We start from the raw sequence: 17,172 nt of genomic DNA on the forward strand, positions 1-17,172 counted from the left end.
TTCTTATGACCATCCGCAGCATGACCGCCTTTGCCTCGGCACAGGGCAGCTCCGATCAGCACAGCTGGAGCTGGGAGCTCAGGTCGGTCAATGCCAAGGGGCTGGATATCCGGCTTAGGGTTCCGGATTGGCTGGAAGGCCTTGAAAACCTGACCCGTTCCGCCCTGTCCAAAGCGCTGGCGCGGGGCAATGTCTCGCTGACACTCCGGATCACTAGGACTGAGGACGGCGCCGGGCAGGTGCAAGTCAACGCCGCGGTTTTGAAATCCGTGGTGAAGGCACTGGGAGAGGCGCAGTCGCTCGCCAAGCAGAACCGGGTGGAGGTGCGTCCGGCATCAGCTGCAGAGCTTCTGTCCTTCAAAGGCGTGCTGGAACAGTCCGCGGGCGACGATGATCCGGCGCCGCTGGTTGCCGCGCTTGCCAAGGAACTGGAAACCCTTGTGGCGGAATTCGTGCAGATGCGCGAGGCCGAGGGCGCGGCGCTTGCCGTAATCCTTAACACCCAGCTGGAGCAGGTCGCCGCGCTGACCGCGCAAGCGGCAGAGCGCGCCGAAGAGCGCAAGGCCAAGATGGCCGAAACGCTCCGGGCCAATCTGGCGCGTGTCATGGATAACGCCGATGGCGCCGACCCTGACCGGGTGGCGCAGGAACTGGCGCTGATTGCGGTCAAAGCCGACGTGACCGAGGAACTGGACCGCCTTGGCGCCCATGTGGCTGCTGCCCGTGATCTGCTGCTGAAGGGCGGCGCTGTGGGCCGCAAACTCGATTTCCTGATGCAGGAGTTCAACCGCGAGGCCAACACTCTCTGCTCTAAAGCGCAGCATGCCGGCTTGACGGCAGTTGGGCTTGAGATGAAAACCGTGATCGACCAGATGCGCGAGCAGGTGCAGAACATTGAATAGGCAGGACAAATCCGGCTGATCAAGGGGCGCGGGCACTTCCGCGCCCCTTCATTTTTCTAGGAGTCGCTCCCCCACGCCCGGCCTTTCAAAGGATGACTACATTTTGCGTCTAAAGATGCATAACGACGCAAGAAGATGTATAGCTTTGCCCACCGAATGGCAAAGTTTGGGCAAAGTAAAATGCTTGATGTTCTAGTTTTGTTCGAAGGGCTTAAGTAAGGTGGCGGCGCTATTGGAGTCTCCTAACGATGGACGCTTTGGGCCAATCAGAGACTGTAGGTAGCTCTAGGAGATTTTGGAGCATGCATTATTTACGTTGAGCATTTGGTCATGGAAACAACTTCGACTTGTGTGCTGCGAAAAAGTCGTCCAACGTGCGTCGGACCAAATGCATTGAACATTTTGAGAAGAAATGAGTCTCCGCATCACAAAGGTCGACGTCCGGAATTTCCGGTCGGTTCGAAACCTGTCACTATCACCGGGCGAACTAGCAGTCCTCGTGGGCAAGAATGACTCCGGCAAGTCGAACGTCCTAAGGGCCCTAAACCTCTTCTTCAATGGTAGAACGATGCCCGCCGACGGTCTTGATTTTGAGATCGATCACAACGTGTTCAACAACCCAAACAGGCGGGCAAAGGAAATTTCGATCAAGCTCGAAATCACGATGCCGGAGTCGTATCGAACTACGAACGGTGACTATGTTGTCTGGGAGCGCCGCTGGCGTGCTGAGGGGCTCGTGTTTGACGAATACTCAGGGAGACGTCGAGCGGCAGGTCCACGGGGAGGAACCAGAGTCGAAACGATCGAGATTCCGACGCAGTCCAACGCTCACGCTCTGCTGCGAAACATCAACTTCGTTTACGTTCCTGCTATCAAGGACTTGGAGTATTTCTCGGTATTGCGGGCCAGCATCTATGACATCATTGCAGAGGTGGCCGACCGAGAATTCCGGAACTCAAGCCAGGACTTCGAGAAATCAATATCCTACCAGCTTGAAGACCTGACGAACCAAATCACTGCCTCCCTCGGTTTCCGATCCCGTTTGGCTCTGCCCAAGGACCTTAGCCACATCTTTGAGAGCCTCGATTTCTTGAGCGAAGGCCAAGATATTTCGCTCGATGCTCGGGGTGACGGAATTAAGGCTCGCCACATACCCTTGATCCTTAAATTTATGGCTGACAAAAAACGGGGTCTTCAGGTGCGAGGTGCACAACCACACACGTTCATTTGGGGCTACGAAGAACCGGAAAACAATCTTGAACTGTCCAGTTGTGTGGAACTCGCTGATCAGTTCTGGGGTTTCATTGACCACGGTGTTTCCCAGATTTTCCTAACCACGCATTCCCCCGTCTTCTACAACTTGCACCGAAAGCAGGAAGAAGGCGAAAGCCGGATTTCCTGTCACCATGTATTCCGGGCTGAGGATGATGAAGGAACCAAACAAATCACTGAACTTGGTGACCTTGATGATCGAAAGGGCACTACCGCCCTGTTTGCCCCTATGGTGACGGAGTTGGAAGACCGAGTTCGACGCCAGGAGAAAGCACGTGCAGAGGTCGAGCAACTTGCCCGAGCCGACCGCCGAAAAATCTTTGTTGAGGGTGACTCTGACAAACTTATTGTCGACAAGGCCTTGAGAGTATTTGCGCCAGATAGGGCTGCTGAGATCGATGTCGAAACGAAGGACGGGGCAGGGATAAACTATGTGATTGACATGCTTCAATCATGGCGGAGTAGAGCTAAGCATCACCCTGAACTTTTCAAAGCAGCAGGTCTTTTGGACCTTGATCCGGAAGCGAAGGTAGCTCTCATGAGCTGGAATGAAGTCCCCGACAACGTCAAGTCAGCCAAGTGCTTCAAGTTGCCAACGCCCCCGCATCTAGTCCCGGTGCTCCAGGCCGGGTTTCGAGTACCTATTGTTCTCGAGTGCCTCTATGACAGGGATGCATGGGGGTGGGCCGATGGTCGTGGGCATCTTAAGTTGAGAGATATCCCCAGCGTGATTTCGAACCAGCTCAACAACCAGATTGTTAACGCAGAGACAACGTTAGATGCTCACTTGCACGAAGACTGGGCGATCTTCGTAAAGAAGGAGTTTGAACAGGCGGGCAAGGGGCCGATGGCAAGGCACTATGCAAACAAAACCGACGAAGATTTCCGTGCTCGGATGCCTTTTTTGGGTGCTCTGATAGGTGAGATCGTTGCCTACGTGTTTCCAAGGGAAGTTGACGAACTGGGTGGTGGACCTGCCCAACTGGAGAATGCGGCAGAATAATAGGAAAGCTCGACCCGAAGTGTCTTCTTGCCGAACCTAATACTGTCGCGAACGAGACTGAAGCTGGATTCGAATGCAGTGAATCCGAAAGGACTAAGTAAGCTCGCCACAAGTTGGATGGCCGCCTACTTAGGCAGCACTTGTGCCAAATCGACGGCAGTGCGTAGAAGAGTAAACTGTCAAAAAATGTCCAAATGCTTGGGCAATTTATGGGCAAAGATGAAAGTTTGCTTTGCGGGGTGTTGTGTAAGATATTGAAAAATTATGATAATTGCTTTGATGGACTTCCTATTTTGGGCAGCATAATAAGTGATGCAGGAGTTCAACCGCGAGGCCAACACTCTCTGCTCTAAGGCGCAGCATGCCGGCTTGACGGCAGTTGGGCTTGAGATGAAAACCGTGATCGACCAGATGCGCGAGCAGGTGCAGAACATAGAATAAGAAAAGGAGTGCTTTGATGGCGGACCGCCGCGGCCTTTTGATCATCCTCTCATCGCCTTCGGGCGCAGGTAAATCCACCCTGGCCCGCCGCCTGATGGCCTGGGACCCGGGCCTTGCCTTCTCGGTCTCCGCCACCACCCGCGCCCCGCGCCCGGGTGAGGAGCACGGCCGCGAATACTACTTCATGTCCGAAGACGAGTTTAAGCAGAAGGTGGCTGAGGGCGGCATGCTGGAGCACGCCCACGTCTTCGGCAACTTCTACGGCTCGCCCGCTGGCCCGGTGAAGGACACCATCGAGGCCGGTCAGGACGTGCTGTTCGACGTCGACTGGCAGGGTGAGATCCAGATCCGCAACTCCGATCTGGGCAAGCACGCGCTGTCAATCTTCATCCTGCCGCCCTCGATCACCGAACTGCGCCGCCGTCTGGAAACCCGGGCGCAGGACAGCGACGAGGTGATCTCCAAGCGGATGATGAAAAGCTGGGATGAGATCAGCCACTGGGGTTATTATGACTATGTGCTGGTCAACGACGACTTGGACGAGACAGAGGCCAAGCTGAAAACCATCGTCGAGGCCGAGCGCATGCGCCGCATCCAGCAGCCCAAGCTGCAGGATCACGTCCGCGCCCTGCAAACCCAGTTCGAGGAACAGTCATGACCCTTTTTGCTCTTGGCGCTCACCGGCCGCAAATCGATGAGGACACCTGGGTCGCCCCCGATGCCAACCTGATCGGCAAGGTGGTGATGGAGGCAGGGTCCTCAGTCTGGTTCGGAGTCACCATCCGCGCCGACCACGAGGAAATCCGCATCTGCGAGGGCACCAACGTGCAGGAAAACGTGGTGATGCACATTGATGCAGGCTACCCGCTGACCATTGGCAAGAACTGCACCATTGGCCACAAGGCAATGCTGCATGGCTGCACCATTGGCGAGAACTCCCTTGTCGGCATGGGCGCCACCATCCTGAACGGTGCCAAGATCGGCAAGAACTGCCTGATCGGGGCAGGGGCCTTGATCACCGAGAACAAGGAAATTCCCGACAACTCCCTGGTGATGGGCAGCCCCGGCAAGGTAGTGCGGGAGGTGGACGCGGCGCTGGCTGAAAAGCTGACGCAAAGTGCGCTCCTTTATCAGGACAACATGCGCCGCTTCCGGGCGGAGCTGAAACCGCTGTAACCGGCGAAAACCGGGCGGTTTTGCGCTGCTTGAACGGTTGCTGCCACAACAGGTTCACACTGGGGCAGTAGGCAGGCCGGACTGGTCAACAGCGGGGAACATATGACGACCGATCTGATAGAAGGATTTCTGGCGGCCATTCCGCTGCCGGCGGTGATGGTGGACCAGACCGAACGCTTCATCGCCGTCAACAGCGGCGCCGAAGCTTTGCTGGGGCAGGGCGTCCAGGGACGCCACTTCGCCACCATCCTGCGCCAGCCCAGCGTTGCCACCGCGATCGAGGCATGCCTGCACGACAAGCAACCCCGCACCGCACGGCACCTGTCCAACGACGGCGCGCAGGACACCACTTACACGGTGACACTCCGCTATGTGCCCGGCATCGGCGCGGTGGGCGGCGGCGCGGTACTGGCCTGTTTCGACGACATCACCGAACGCGAGCAAGCCAGCCAGATGCGCCGCGATTTCGTCGGCAACGTCAGCCATGAGCTGCGCACACCGCTGACGGCGCTGATCGGCTTCATCGAAACCCTGCGCGGCCCGGCCAGGGATGATGCCGCTGCGCGCGACCGCTTCCTCACGATCATGGAGGGCGAAGCCAGCCGGATGAACCGCCTTGTCGGGGATCTTCTGTCACTCAACCGCGTGGAAAGCGAAGAACGGGTCCGCCCAAAGGAACAGGTGGATCTGACCGCGCATCTGGCCTCCACCCTTAAAACGCTGGCACCGGTCGCAGAGGCCCGCGGCGCCACAATGGTGCTGGAGGCACCGGAGGACCCGGTCTGTGTCACCGGCGACCCGGATCAGCTGCAGCAAGTGTTCACCAACCTGGTTGAAAACGCGGTGAAATACGGCGGCGATCAGGTGCGGGTTGTGCTGACCCATACTGAGCGCGACCCGTCGGTGCGCGCGCCTGCCGCGCGGGTCCAGGTGATCGACAACGGCCCCGGAATCGCTGCCGTCCACCTGCCGCGCCTGACAGAGCGCTTTTACCGCGCCGACAGCCACCGCTCCCGCGAGATGGGCGGAACCGGGCTGGGGCTGGCGATTGTAAAACACATCATCAACCGCCACCGCGGCCGTCTGCGTGTTGAAAGCGACCTCGGACAAGGGTCTGTTTTTACCGTCATTCTTCCTGAGTAGGCCGCCGCGCCGTCGACCAGGCCGTCAAAGAACGCTGCCGGTCCCACGACCGGCAGTTTTTCATTTGTGACGGAATTTTTTCGCCAAAAACCGGCTTTGTCATACGGCTGTTACACACCTGTCACAAAAGCCTCATCACCACCCCATAGGAGAGGCGGCAAGATCATCGAGGGGGTGATCGACCTATGAAACTCTTGGAGACACAAATGTCCTTTGTGAAACTGACCGCATCCACCCTGGCAATCGCCGCCGTTTCCGCAACCGCTGCTGCTGCGCGCGACCAGGTGCAGGTTGCCGGTTCGTCCACCGTTCTGCCCTACGCCTCCATCGTGGCAGAAGCCTTTGGCGAAAACTTCGACTTCCCGACCCCGGTTGTGGAATCCGGCGGCTCCTCCGCTGGCCTCAAGCGTTTCTGCGAAGGCGTGGGTGAAAATACCATCGATGTCGCGAACGCCTCGCGCAAAATCAAGGACAAGGAAATCGCCGCTTGTGCCGAAAACGGCGTGACCGACATCATCGAAGTCCGCATCGGCTATGACGGCATCGTGTTTGCTTCCGACAGCAGCGCCAACTCTTTTGAGTTCACCCCGACCGACTGGTTCCTGGCCCTGTCCGACAAGGTTCTGGTTGACGGCGAACTGGTCGACAACCCGAACACCACCTGGGCCGACGTGAACGCCGACTTCCCGGCCGTTGACATCCAAGCCTTCGTTCCGGGCACCAAGCACGGCACCCGCGAAGTGTTCGAAGACAAGGTCATCCTGGCCGGCTGCGAAGCCACCGGCGCGTTTGAGCATCTGCTGGCCCACGCCGAAGGCGACAGCGACAAAGCCAAGAAGAAAGCGGCCGAGAAAGCCTGTATCGCCCTGCGCACCGACGGCAAATCGGTCGACATCGACGGCGACTACACTGAGACCCTGGCCCGCATCGAAAGCAACAAGGACGGCATCGGCGTCTTTGGCCTGGCGTTCTACGAGAACAACACCGACAAGCTGCAGGTTGCCACCATGTCCGGCGTGGTTCCCTCGACCGAGAGCATCGCAACTGGCGAATACCCGGTCTCCCGCCCGCTGTTCTTCTACGTGAAGAAAGCCCACATCGGCGTGATCCCGGGCCTGAAGGAATACGCTGAATTCTTCGTCGCAGACGAAGTTGCCGGCGAAGACGGCCCGCTGGCCGAATACGGCCTGGTTGCCGACCCGGAACTGGCGGACACCCAGGAAACGGTTGCCAACGAAGCCGTGATGGGCGGCAACTCCTAAGCTGTCCTGCCTGTGATCTGATCCTTGCCGGGGCGGAGCCTACCTCCGCCCCGGCGCTTCTTCCGCGGCAGGGCTGCCGCACCATAAAAGACACCGCCAAAACCGGAGCTTTTCATGCCCACTTTCTGGCTTGTTGCCCTCCTGCTTGCGCTTTCTGCCGCGGGTTACTACGGCGGCCGCCGCCGTGCGATTGCCACCGCTGCGGGCAACGTCAAAGACCTTCATTCGCTGCCATCATATTACGGCTACCACGTGGCTCTTGCGGCCTTTGTTCCGGCCATCGGAGCCTTGGCGATCTGGCTGCTGGCCCAGCCGATGTTTATTGAGACCCGTGTCTCCGGCATGATCCCGGCAGAGGCGATCCCGGAAAGCTCCTCCATCGGTTTGGTGATGAGCGACGTGCGCCGCGTGGCCGAAGGCCTGGACCTGGCAGTGGACCAGGGGCTGCTGACCGCCCGTGAAGCCCGCAATGTTGCTGACAGCGGTCAGGACGTCCGCGCCCTGATGGGTGAGGTGGGCGTGGCCCTGGGCGACGACGTGCGCTCGGAAGTGCTGAATGCCGCACAGGCTTACCGCAACCTGTCGAACACCGGCCGCACCGCGATGACCGTTGTTGTCGCGCTGCTGGCGCTTGGCGGTTTTGCCTTCGCTTACAGCCGCACCCACAAGGATTTCCGCGCCCGCAACGTTGTGGAACGCGTGGTGCTGGCGCTCTTGATCCTGGCTGCCTCGCTGGCGATCCTGACCACCGTGGGCATCGTTCTGTCGATGCTGTTTGAAACCAAAAACTTCTTTGGCCTGCACAGCTGGACCGACTTCTTCTTCGGCTCCACCTGGGCGCCGAACTTCCGCGGCGGCAGTGAGCTGTCGATCCTGCCGCTCCTGTGGGGCACGCTCTATATCTCCTTCATTGCCCTGCTGGTGGCGGTTCCGGTTGGCCTGTTTGCCGCCATCTACCTGTCGGAATACGCCAGCGGCGCCGTGCGTGCCTTTGCCAAGCCGCTGCTGGAAATCCTCGCGGGCATCCCCACCATCGTCTACGGCCTGTTTGCGCTGCTGACTGTTGGCCCCGCGCTGGCGGACCTCTTTGGCAAGGGCGGCCTGCTGGGCGTCGAGTGGATGGCTGGCGCCACCTCTGTTCTGACCGCGGGACTCGTGATGGGCATCATGCTGATCCCCTTTGTCTCCTCGCTGTCCGATGACATCATCAACGCAGTGCCGCAGGCCATGCGCGACGGCTCTCTGGGCCTTGGCGCCACCAAGTCCGAGACCGTGCGCCAGGTTGTGATGCCTGCAGCCCTGCCGGGCATCGTCGGTGCGGTTCTGCTGGCCGCCTCCCGCGCCATTGGCGAGACCATGATTGTGGTGATGGGGGCGGGCGCAATTGCCAAGTTCTCCGCCAACCCGCTGGAATCGATGACCACCATCACCACCCGCATCGTCAGCCAGCTGACCGGCGACACCGACTTTGCCAGCCCCGAAACGCTGGTTGCCTTTGCCCTGGGTCTGACCCTGTTTGTCCTGACACTCGGCCTGAACGTCCTGGCGCTCTATATCGTGCGCAAATACCGGGAGCAGTACGACTAATGACTGACCTCAGCCAAAATCCCGCAGGTGCTGCGCCCCGTAAACACGGCGGCTCGCTGCTGGAGAAATCCGCACAAACCCGCAAACGCAACGCTGCTGAAACCCGGTTCAAGGCCTATGGCATTGCCGCGATTACTGCGGGCCTGATCATGCTGCTGGTGCTGGTGACCACCATCGTCAGCAAGGGCACCGGTGCCTTCCAGCAGACCTTTGTCACGCTGAATGTGGAATTGCTGGAAGCAAAGCTCGACAAGAAGGGCGAGCGCAACATCGAAGACATCAAGAAGGTCACCACCTTCGGATACGCGCCGATCATCAAGGGTGCGATGGAAGCCGCGATTGAGGACCTGGGCATCGAGACCGGCCTCAAGTCCAAGGAGCTGGCCGGCATCCTGTCCAAAGACGTCGCCGCTCAGCTGCGCGACTACGTGATCGCCAACCCGGACCAGATCGGCCAGACGGTGGAGTTCCGCTTCCTCGCATCCAGCCGTGTCGATGGCTACCTGAAGGGCCGCGTCACCCGGGAAAGCATCGTCAACGACAAGAACATCTCTGCGGAACAACTTGATCTTGTCGACGCCTTGGCCGCTGCCGGGGTGCTGGAGAAGACCTTCAACCTCGACTTCATCTTTGGCGCGGATGCCTCCGACGCCCGCCCGGAGGCAGCTGGTATCGGCGTCTCCATGCTGGGCTCGCTGTTCATGATGTTTGTGGTGCTGGCGCTGGCGCTGCCGATCGGCGTGGCCGCTTCGATCTACCTTGAGGAGTTTGCGCCGCAGAACTGGCTGACGGACATGATCGAGGTGAACATCTCCAACCTCGCAGCCGTTCCCTCAATCGTCTTCGGCATCCTGGGCCTGGCGGTCTTCATCAACTACATGCACCTGCCGACCTCGGCGCCGCTGGTGGGCGGCCTGGTGCTGACGCTGATGACGCTCCCGACCATCATCATCTCCACCCGCGCTTCGCTGAAATCGGTGCCGCCGTCGATCCGTGATGCGGCCCTGGGTGTTGGCGCGTCGAAAATGCAGGCGGTGTTCCACCACGTGCTGCCGCTGGCAGCCCCCGGCATCCTGACCGGCACCATCATCGGCCTGGCGCAGGCGCTGGGGGAAACCGCGCCGCTGCTGCTCATCGGCATGGTTGGCTTCATCGCCTCCAACGCGCCGGAAACCCTGGCCGACGGCCTGCTGGCTCCGAACTCCGCCATGCCTGCCCAGATCTACGAATGGGCGAAACGCGCCGACCCGGCGTTCTACGAACGCGCCTGGGGCGGTATCATCATCCTTCTTCTCTTCCTGGTGACCATGAACACGCTTGCCGTGATCCTGCGCCGCCGCTTTGAACGCCGCTGGTAAAAGGGGCATAGTGCAATGAACGACATGACCGTGATGGATAAGACCGTGGAAACCCAGAACATCAAAATCGCTGCCAAGGACGTGAACGTCTATTACGGCGACAGCCACGCAATCAAAGACGTGAACGTCGAGATCGAGGACAATACCGTCACCGCCTTCATCGGCCCATCGGGCTGCGGCAAGTCGACCTTCCTGCGTTGCCTGAACCGGATGAACGACACCATCGACATCTGCCGCGTGAAGGGTGACATCCTGCTGGATGGCGAAGATATCTATGACAAGCGCGTCGACCCGGTGCAACTGCGCGCCAAGGTGGGCATGGTGTTCCAGAAGCCGAACCCGTTCCCCAAGTCGATCTATGACAACGTGGCCTATGGCCCGCGCATCCACGGCCTGGCAAAGAACAAGGCGGAACTGGATGAAATCGTAGAGAAATCCCTGCGCCGCGGTGCCATCTGGGATGAGGTGAAAGACCGTCTCGATGCGCCCGGCACCGGCCTCTCCGGCGGCCAGCAGCAGCGCCTGTGCATCGCCCGCGCTGTTGCGACGGAGCCTGAGGTGCTGCTGATGGACGAACCCTGTTCGGCGCTGGACCCGATTGCCACTGCGCAGGTTGAGGAACTGATCGACGAACTGCGCAGCCAGTATTCCGTGGTGATCGTCACCCACTCGATGCAGCAGGCCGCGCGGGTCAGCCAGAAGACCGCCTTCTTCCACCTCGGAAACCTGGTTGAATTCGGCCCCACCGGCCAGATCTTCACCAACCCCGAAGATCCGCGCACCGAAAGCTATATCACCGGCCGGATCGGCTGATTTCTAGGAAAAACAAATGACTGCACAGCATATTGCATCTGCATTCGACCGCGATCTGGAGGCAATTCAAGCCCGGATCATGAAGATGGGCGGTCTGGTCGAGGACGCCATCCGCGAAGCCGCCCGGGCGCTGGAAACCCGCGACGAGGAACTGGCGCTGACAGTGCGCCAGGGCGACAAGGCCATCGACGGGCTGGAAGAGCTGATCAACGAGGAAACCGCCCGGCTGATCGCCCTGCGTGCGCCGGCGGCCTCCGACCTGCGGCTGGTGCTGTCAGTGATGAAGATTGCCGGCAACCTGGAACGCATTGGCGACTATGCCAAAAACATGGCCAAGCGCACCGGCGTTCTGGCCCAGGGACCGAACATCAGCGAAGGCACCTCCGCCCTGCGCCGCATGGCGCGCGAGGTGGAGCGGATGCTGAAGGATGCGCTGGACTCCTACATCCAGCGCGACGTGGAATTGGCGGCTGACGTAATCGCACGCGATCGCGACGTGGATCAGATGTACAACGCCCTGTTCCGCGAATTCCTGACCCACATGATGGAAGATCCGCGCAACATTTCAGCCTGTATGCACTTGCATTTCATAGCAAAAAACACCGAACGCATGGGCGACCACGTGACCGCGATCGCCGAGCAGGTGATCTATCTGGTCACTGGTGAGAAGCCGGAAGAAGACCGCAAAAAAGCCGACACCACCTCGACCACACCGCAGGAGATCTGACCGATGGCTGCCGACCAGCCCACCGTTCTGGTTGTAGAAGACGAAATGGCGCAGCGGGAAGTGCTGGCCTACAATCTCGAGGCTGACGGCTTCCGCGTGCTCAAGGCCAAGGATGGCGAAGAAGCGCTGCTGGTGGTCGAAGAGGATATGCCCGATATCATCATCCTCGACTGGATGATGCCCAACCTGAGCGGCATCGAAGTTTGCCGCCGCCTCAAGACCCGGGCCGAAACCCGCAATATCCCGGTGATCATGCTGTCCGCCCGGTCCGAGGAAGTGGACAAGGTGCGTGGCCTTGAAACAGGCGCCGATGATTACGTGGTGAAACCCTATTCGGTGGTGGAACTGATGGCCCGGGTGCGCAGCCAGCTGCGCCGGGTCCGGCCCTCCACAGTCGGGGTGCGGCTGGAATACGACGACATCGTTCTGGATGCCGAAACCCACAAGGTCAGCCGGGGCGGCAACCCGCTCAAGCTTGGGCCGACCGAATTCCGGCTGCTCTCCACCTTCATCGAGAAACCGGGCCGGGTCTGGAGCCGGGAACAGCTCTTGGACCGGGTCTGGGGCCGCGACATCTATGTCGACACCCGCACCGTCGACGTTCATATCGGCCGTTTGCGCAAGGCGCTGACCCAGCACGGCGGCGACGATCCCGTCCGAACTGTGCGTGGCGCCGGCTACGCCTTGGGCTGAATCCAGAGCTGAAACGGCACCGGGGGGTGCACAAGGGGTGTACAGGGGGTGCACGCATGTCACCCCCTGATTTTTACCGCGGCAGCGGGTCCTCTGGCTGCGCCTTGCCAGCTAGCCAGGTGCGGAATTTCATCAGCGCCGGTGCGTCTGATTTTCGCTCCGGCCAGATCAGGTAATAGGCGCCTGCAGTCTCAACCGGCTCTGGATGCAGCGCCACCAATCGGCCTGTCGCCAAGTCCTGCTCCACCAGGTAATCCGGCATCAGCGCAACACCCAGCCCATGCAGGGCAGCGTGGGTGATGGTTGCGAATTGGTCATAGATTGTACCGCTTAATCCCGCATCAACCTCGATGCCTTGCTGCTCAAACCAGTCTTTCCAAGCGGTTGTGCGCGTCTGGATATGCAGCAAGGGCAGTTTCAGGATGTCCTTAGGCTTCTCAACCCTGCGCCCCTCCAGAAGCTGCGGTGCGCAGACCGGCAGCAACTGTTCATGCTTCAGCAGCAATGACTGGGTACCCGGCCAGGATGCATCTCCAAAATGTATCGCAGCATCAAAAGGTTCAGTGGTGAAGTTGAATGGCTCCAGACGGGTCGCCATGTTGATGGTCACATCCGGATGCAGCCGGGCAAACTCTGGCAGCCGGGGCATAAGCCAGCGCATCCCGAAGGCTGGCAGGATCGCCAGGTTGAGCGTCCCGGCCAGCGGCGCGGCCTGCAAACGCAGGGTGGATTGCACGATCTGGTTCAACGCCTGGCGGATCTCAGCTGCATAATCCTGTGCTTCCGCTGTCAGGGTTAGCCGTTTCTGATCACGCTGCACTAGGTCCATCCCCAATTGCCGCTCCAGTGTTTGCAATTGGCGGCTGACCGCGCCTTGAGTCAGCGCCAGCTCATCTGCGGCGGCAGAGGCGCTGCCAAGCCGGTCCAGCGCCTCCAAGGCGCGCAGGGAGGAGATCGAGGGCAGGAATTTGCGTGGCACTGTCATGTATGAGTGTTTGTCATGCTTTGTTGCCAAAGTCTCGCTGTTTTTTCTGTTCACCGCCCGTTAGGGTTTGGCCAAATCGCGAACCACTGAGGTGACAAGATGACCGACAAACCCGCCCTGCGCGCCAAGGATGCCCCGGATCTGGGCCGTTTTAACTGGGAAGACGCCCTGCGTCTGGAGGACCAGCTGACCGAGGATGAGCGGATGATCTCCGCCTCGGCCCGTGCCTATGCTCAGGAAAAACTTCAGCCGCGTGTGCTAAGTGCTTATGAAAACGAGGAAACCGACCCGGAGATTTTCCGCGAAATGGGCGAGATGGGCCTCCTTGGCACCACCATTCCAGAGGAATACGGCGGGCTTGGCGGTGGTTATGTGTCCTATGGCCTGGTGGCCCGCGAGGTGGAGCGCGTGGACAGCGGCTACCGCTCGATGATGTCGGTGCAAAGCTCGCTGGTGATGTATCCCATCTACGCATACGGCAGCGAGGAGCAGCGCCAGAAGTACCTGCCGAAACTGGCCTCTGGTGAGTGGATCGGCTGCTTTGGCCTGACGGAACCGGATGCCGGCTCCGACCCTGCAAGCATGAAAACCCGCGCCGAAAAAATTGATGGCGGTTATAGGCTTAAGGGGTCCAAGATGTGGATCTCCAATGCACCGATTGCCGATGTGTTTGTGGTCTGGGCCAAGTCCGAAGCCCATGGCGGCAAGATCCGCGGCTTTGTCCTGGACAAGGGCCTGAAGGGCCTCAGCGCGCCGAAGATTGAAAACAAAGCTTCCCTGCGGGCGTCGATCACCGGTGAAATTGTGATGGATGGCGTTGAGGTTGGCGAGGACGCGCTGCTGCCGCATGTTGAAGGGCTGAAAGGGCCATTCGGCTGTTTGAACCGCGCACGCTATGGCATCAGCTGGGGCGCTATGGGGGCCGCGGAGGCCTGCTGGCATGCGGCCCGTCAATACGGTTTGGACCGCATTCAATTCGGCCGGCCGCTGGCGAACACGCAGCTGTTCCAGCTGAAACTGGCAAACATGCAGACCGAAATCACCCTGGGTCTGCAGGCGTCCTTGCGTGTTGGCCGGTTGATGGATGAGGCGAATGCCGCTCCGGAGATGATCTCGATCATCAAGCGAAACAATTGCGGCAAAGCGCTGGAAATTGCCCGGATGGCGCGCGACATGCACGGCGGCAACGGCATCAGCCTGGAGTTCAACGTGATCCGCCACATGGTGAACTTGGAGACCGTGAACACTTATGAGGGCACCCATGACGTCCACGCGCTGATCCTGGGCCGGGCTCAGACGGGATTGCAGGCCTTTTTCTGATTGCCAAGCAGCAGCGCGGAGTCCGCTTCGCGCTGCGTTTATGCAAGATTGCTTTGCAATATTGCCCTCAGGGGCCGGACCGTGAATTCTGCAAAGAAAAAGGCGCTGCTGCTTTCGGCTGAATGCCGATGAAGCGCCAGAAGCCTGGTTAACGTAACAACCGCCTGAGGCTTCGAATAGTCAAACTGGCTGCGCTGCGATGCCGGGTGGACAGTTAACGCATGTCTTTTGCTTTGCAGATATCGGCGACTGCGCGCATCTTTTCTGATTTTCGACATGCAAAAACGCAAATCATCACTAAGGCGGCCAACCACACCCATCGCACTGCATTATTGCAAAGCGCGCCCTGGATGGTTCTGCAAAAGTTGGCGAGCTTTGCGGGATTGCATTCCAGTATTGCGCCTTTACAGGTGTGTTTTTGCAGCCCAGATTGCCTGAGTATTCGAAGGTCTTTGCATTTATTTGCCTATTTACAATAGGTTAACTTGACAGGCTGAAACCTTCAAGGTGGAAGTTAAGAAAATTTTCAGAAACATGGGGGGCGGATTTTCCGGAACCGGCAGCCGGTTTCCAAAAGAAAACGGGCCGGAGTATCCGGCCCGCTGCAAGTTCGATCTGTGCCGCCTCAGGCGGGCAAGTGAATGTTGAATTTCTGGCGGATTGCCATATCCGTTTCCGCATCGAACCGGGCGGCGGACCGCTGCGACAGGATTTCTTCCTTCTTCGCGGTTGCCTTGGCAATCAGATCGGGTTTGTCGCGCTCCACCCATTCCTTTGGGGAGGTGCGGTCGCCGAGGGCTGGGTAGACATAGTCCACCTGCATCCGGCTGAGAGTCTGATCGGTGCCCAAGTAGTGGCCGGGTCCGCCCAGACAGGTAGCGCGCATCTGGTCCAGTGCCAGGGTTTCGTCGTTCACCTCGATGCCGCGGACGCAGCGTTGCGCCTGGCCCAGCAAATCATTGTCGAGGATCAGAGATTCCAGGCAGAAGCCGAGCAGCGAGGCATGCATTCCTGCGGCTTCATAGACCATGTTGAGGCCGGACAGGCCCGCCATAACTGCAGAGCACATCTGCTCCCAGCCGGCCTGCATGTCCGGCAATTTGGAATCCGAGGCGCCAGCAGCGGCGCCGCCAGGCAGATTGTAAAACTTGTGCATCTGCGCGCAGCCAGCGGACAGCAAGGCCTGTTCGCCGGAACCAACAGTCATCGCGCCGGTGCGCAGATCCAAGCCGAAAGGCCAAGTGCCGAAAATCGCTGGCGCACCAGGCTTTACGGCGTTTACATAAACCAGTCCGGCGAGGCATTCAGCAACCGCCTGGGTGATCGCGCCGGCAATGCTCGACGGCGCCGTAGCACCCGCCATGCCTGCCGAAAGCAGCAGCACCGGCATGCCGCCTTTGATGCATTCCTCCATCACTTCGCAGGATTCGGTTGCGAATTTCATCGGCGGAACGACGAAGCAGTTGGAGTTCGACACAAACGGCCGTTCGCGCCATTTGTCCTCGCCTCCGGCAATCATGTGCAAAAGCTCCAGGCCGGGCTTCACGAAATCAGGTTCAGTGAAGGATACGCCGACATGTTTGGTGGTCCCGGCACAGGTAGCGTAGATGGAGTTCAGGTCCATTTCGCGGTTGTCGGGAATGTCGCGGCAGACCATCGGGCGCTGCACGAAGTGGATGTTGTCCAGCTGATCGCAGATACGGGCGGCATCGTGGAGGTCCTGGACAGTGGAGTCGCGGTATTCGCGGCCATTCACGTCCACCATGCTGACTGCAGCGCCAGCGGTGCCATAGTGCACGCGGCCTCCGGACAGTTGCAAGTCCGTCTTGCCATCCCGGCTGAAGAGCGTGACAGAGCGGTTCGCCTTGGCGATGGTATCCTCAACCAGTGCGCGGGGGAACCGGATCCGGCCGTCATCCCCCAGAATGCAGCCTGCCGCGGTCAAATAGTCGACGCCGCTTGGCGGGGCGTCGGCCAGACCGATTTCTTCGAGAGCGGTGAGCGCGGCCTCATGGATTTTTTCCATGTCTGCCTGGCTGAGCAGTTTCAGCGCGGATGATTCCATGCCGGGACGGACTGGACGGAGATGCTCGGGCAGGGCTGAGGCACGGGCGGCACGGCGTGCGTTGCGGCCGCCGCTGCGGGCTGCGCGGGTGGAGGAGGCTTGGTCGTTCATTCAGGGAGCCTTTCAGGAAGTGTGAGTTGAAACGTGTGAAAATTCAACTCAGTGCGGCCGGCCCCTGGCTGCACGCCCGCGCGCCGCACCGATGGTGCGGTATATGAGGCTGACAAGGCTGCGTTCTTCCTGCATGCGGTCTCCTGTGACTTTCCGGCAGTTTGGCATGCGTTTGCGAAGTTTCTAGCACGATAACGACCTGAGTGAAATTTGCGACACTTTTTTCACGGGCGTTCTTGCCGCTGATATCCGCCGTTGGAGTTTACTAAATTTCACTATTTTTAATGATGCAGAGTGCATTTTTTACGGTTTCC

At 59.6% G+C, this 17,172-nt stretch carries 15 protein-coding genes and 1 pseudogene; 13 read left to right on the forward strand and 3 right to left on the reverse strand.

Annotation, left to right across the window (positions count from 1 at the left end; all coding sequences use genetic code 11):
• The first annotated feature begins 5 nt into the window (after positions 1–5).
• The 12 genes and pseudogenes from RA21_RS02595 (at position 6) to phoB (ending at position 12,377) form a co-directional block, all read left to right on the forward strand.
• A complete protein-coding gene (locus RA21_RS02595; protein ID WP_019296312.1) occupies positions 6–902 on the forward strand; it encodes a YicC/YloC family endoribonuclease in 897 nt (298 codons plus the stop codon).
• Between the two features lie 412 nt (positions 903–1,314).
• Entirely contained in the window at positions 1,315–3,177 is a 1,863-nt protein-coding gene (locus tag RA21_RS02600; protein ID WP_052257571.1) for an ATP-dependent nuclease, read from the forward strand.
• Positions 3,178–3,486: 309 nt separating this feature from the next.
• Positions 3,487–3,618: pseudogene (locus RA21_RS22205) on the forward strand (endoribonuclease YicC domain-containing protein); the annotation flags it as partial.
• Between the two features lie 16 nt (positions 3,619–3,634).
• A complete protein-coding gene (gene gmk, locus RA21_RS02605; protein ID WP_019296313.1) occupies positions 3,635–4,276 on the forward strand; it encodes a guanylate kinase in 642 nt (213 codons plus the stop codon).
• Positions 4,273–4,794: a gamma carbonic anhydrase family protein gene (locus RA21_RS02610; protein ID WP_019296314.1), complete on the forward strand. Its 522-nt coding sequence runs from the start codon at positions 4,273–4,275 to the stop codon at positions 4,792–4,794. Before gmk ends, RA21_RS02610 begins: the two co-directional genes overlap by 4 nt.
• A gap of 102 nt (positions 4,795–4,896) precedes the next feature.
• Complete coding sequence (locus RA21_RS02615; protein WP_039145929.1) at positions 4,897–5,937, forward strand: sensor histidine kinase; 1,041 nt, start codon at positions 4,897–4,899, stop codon at positions 5,935–5,937.
• A 206-nt stretch (positions 5,938–6,143) separates the two neighbouring features.
• Positions 6,144–7,199 (forward strand): substrate-binding domain-containing protein, encoded by a 1,056-nt coding sequence (locus RA21_RS02620; protein WP_039145931.1) that lies wholly within the window; start codon positions 6,144–6,146, stop codon positions 7,197–7,199.
• A 114-nt stretch (positions 7,200–7,313) separates the two neighbouring features.
• The gene (gene pstC / locus RA21_RS02625) at positions 7,314–8,786 is read left to right on the forward strand and encodes a phosphate ABC transporter permease subunit PstC (RefSeq protein ID WP_039145932.1); all 1,473 of its coding nucleotides are present in this window, start codon (positions 7,314–7,316) and stop codon (positions 8,784–8,786) included.
• The gene (gene pstA / locus RA21_RS02630; RefSeq protein ID WP_039145934.1) at positions 8,786–10,144 is read left to right on the forward strand and encodes a phosphate ABC transporter permease PstA; all 1,359 of its coding nucleotides are present in this window, start codon (positions 8,786–8,788) and stop codon (positions 10,142–10,144) included. The genes pstC and pstA overlap by 1 nt, the downstream gene beginning before the upstream one ends.
• A gap of 15 nt (positions 10,145–10,159) precedes the next feature.
• Positions 10,160–10,957, forward strand: a complete 798-nt coding sequence (pstB, locus tag RA21_RS02635; protein ID WP_019296319.1) for a phosphate ABC transporter ATP-binding protein PstB — start codon at positions 10,160–10,162, stop codon at positions 10,955–10,957.
• A gap of 16 nt (positions 10,958–10,973) precedes the next feature.
• A complete protein-coding gene (gene phoU, locus RA21_RS02640; RefSeq protein WP_039145936.1) occupies positions 10,974–11,684 on the forward strand; it encodes a phosphate signaling complex protein PhoU in 711 nt (236 codons plus the stop codon).
• 3 nt (positions 11,685–11,687) lie between these two features.
• Positions 11,688–12,377 (forward strand): phosphate regulon transcriptional regulator PhoB, encoded by a 690-nt coding sequence (gene phoB / locus RA21_RS02645; protein WP_039145938.1) that lies wholly within the window; start codon positions 11,688–11,690, stop codon positions 12,375–12,377.
• 73 nt (positions 12,378–12,450) lie between these two features.
• Here phoB and RA21_RS02650 read toward each other — a convergent pair whose 3' ends face one another.
• Entirely contained in the window at positions 12,451–13,362 is a 912-nt protein-coding gene (locus tag RA21_RS02650) for a LysR family transcriptional regulator (protein WP_039145940.1), read from the reverse strand.
• A 99-nt stretch (positions 13,363–13,461) separates the two neighbouring features.
• Between RA21_RS02650 and RA21_RS02655 the strand changes: the two genes are divergently transcribed.
• On the forward strand, positions 13,462–14,682 hold the full coding sequence (locus tag RA21_RS02655; protein WP_039145942.1) for an acyl-CoA dehydrogenase: 1,221 nt from the start codon (positions 13,462–13,464) through the stop codon (positions 14,680–14,682).
• Positions 14,683–14,720: 38 nt separating this feature from the next.
• On the opposite strand, the gene RA21_RS22950 is transcribed toward RA21_RS02655, so the two are convergent.
• Together RA21_RS22950 and RA21_RS02660 are read right to left on the reverse strand one after the other, a co-directional pair.
• Positions 14,721–15,002, reverse strand: a complete 282-nt coding sequence (locus RA21_RS22950) for a hypothetical protein (RefSeq protein ID WP_206540032.1) — start codon at positions 15,000–15,002, stop codon at positions 14,721–14,723.
• A 305-nt stretch (positions 15,003–15,307) separates the two neighbouring features.
• On the reverse strand, positions 15,308–16,858 hold the full coding sequence (locus RA21_RS02660; protein WP_039145944.1) for a trimethylamine methyltransferase family protein: 1,551 nt from the start codon (positions 16,856–16,858) through the stop codon (positions 15,308–15,310).
• Between the last annotated feature and the right edge of the window lie 314 nt (positions 16,859–17,172).

This window comes from Leisingera sp. ANG-DT (assembly GCF_000813785.1).
GTDB lineage: Bacteria > Pseudomonadota > Alphaproteobacteria > Rhodobacterales > Rhodobacteraceae > Leisingera.

Bases quoted from the DNA above. Each gene is read 5' to 3' on its own strand.
- RA21_RS02650 (WP_039145940.1), bottom strand. From the start codon at position 13,362: ATGACAGTGCCACGCAAATTCCTGCCCTCGATCTCCTCCCTGCGCGCC.
- RA21_RS02610 (WP_019296314.1), top strand. From the start codon at position 4,273: ATGACCCTTTTTGCTCTTGGCGCTCACCGGCCGCAAATCGATGAGGAC.
- RA21_RS02620 (WP_039145931.1), top strand. From the start codon at position 6,144: ATGTCCTTTGTGAAACTGACCGCATCCACCCTGGCAATCGCCGCCGTT.
- RA21_RS22950 (WP_206540032.1), bottom strand. From the start codon at position 15,002: ATGGGTGTGGTTGGCCGCCTTAGTGATGATTTGCGTTTTTGCATGTCG.
- phoB (WP_039145938.1), top strand. From the start codon at position 11,688: ATGGCTGCCGACCAGCCCACCGTTCTGGTTGTAGAAGACGAAATGGCG.
- RA21_RS02655 (WP_039145942.1), top strand. From the start codon at position 13,462: ATGACCGACAAACCCGCCCTGCGCGCCAAGGATGCCCCGGATCTGGGC.
- RA21_RS02595 (WP_019296312.1), top strand. From the start codon at position 6: ATGACCATCCGCAGCATGACCGCCTTTGCCTCGGCACAGGGCAGCTCC.
- pstC (WP_039145932.1), top strand. From the start codon at position 7,314: ATGCCCACTTTCTGGCTTGTTGCCCTCCTGCTTGCGCTTTCTGCCGCG.
- pstA (WP_039145934.1), top strand. From the start codon at position 8,786: ATGACTGACCTCAGCCAAAATCCCGCAGGTGCTGCGCCCCGTAAACAC.
- RA21_RS02615 (WP_039145929.1), top strand. From the start codon at position 4,897: ATGACGACCGATCTGATAGAAGGATTTCTGGCGGCCATTCCGCTGCCG.
- RA21_RS02660 (WP_039145944.1), bottom strand. From the start codon at position 16,858: ATGAACGACCAAGCCTCCTCCACCCGCGCAGCCCGCAGCGGCGGCCGC.
- phoU (WP_039145936.1), top strand. From the start codon at position 10,974: ATGACTGCACAGCATATTGCATCTGCATTCGACCGCGATCTGGAGGCA.
- RA21_RS02600 (WP_052257571.1), top strand. From the start codon at position 1,315: ATGAGTCTCCGCATCACAAAGGTCGACGTCCGGAATTTCCGGTCGGTT.
- pstB (WP_019296319.1), top strand. From the start codon at position 10,160: ATGAACGACATGACCGTGATGGATAAGACCGTGGAAACCCAGAACATC.
- gmk (WP_019296313.1), top strand. From the start codon at position 3,635: ATGGCGGACCGCCGCGGCCTTTTGATCATCCTCTCATCGCCTTCGGGC.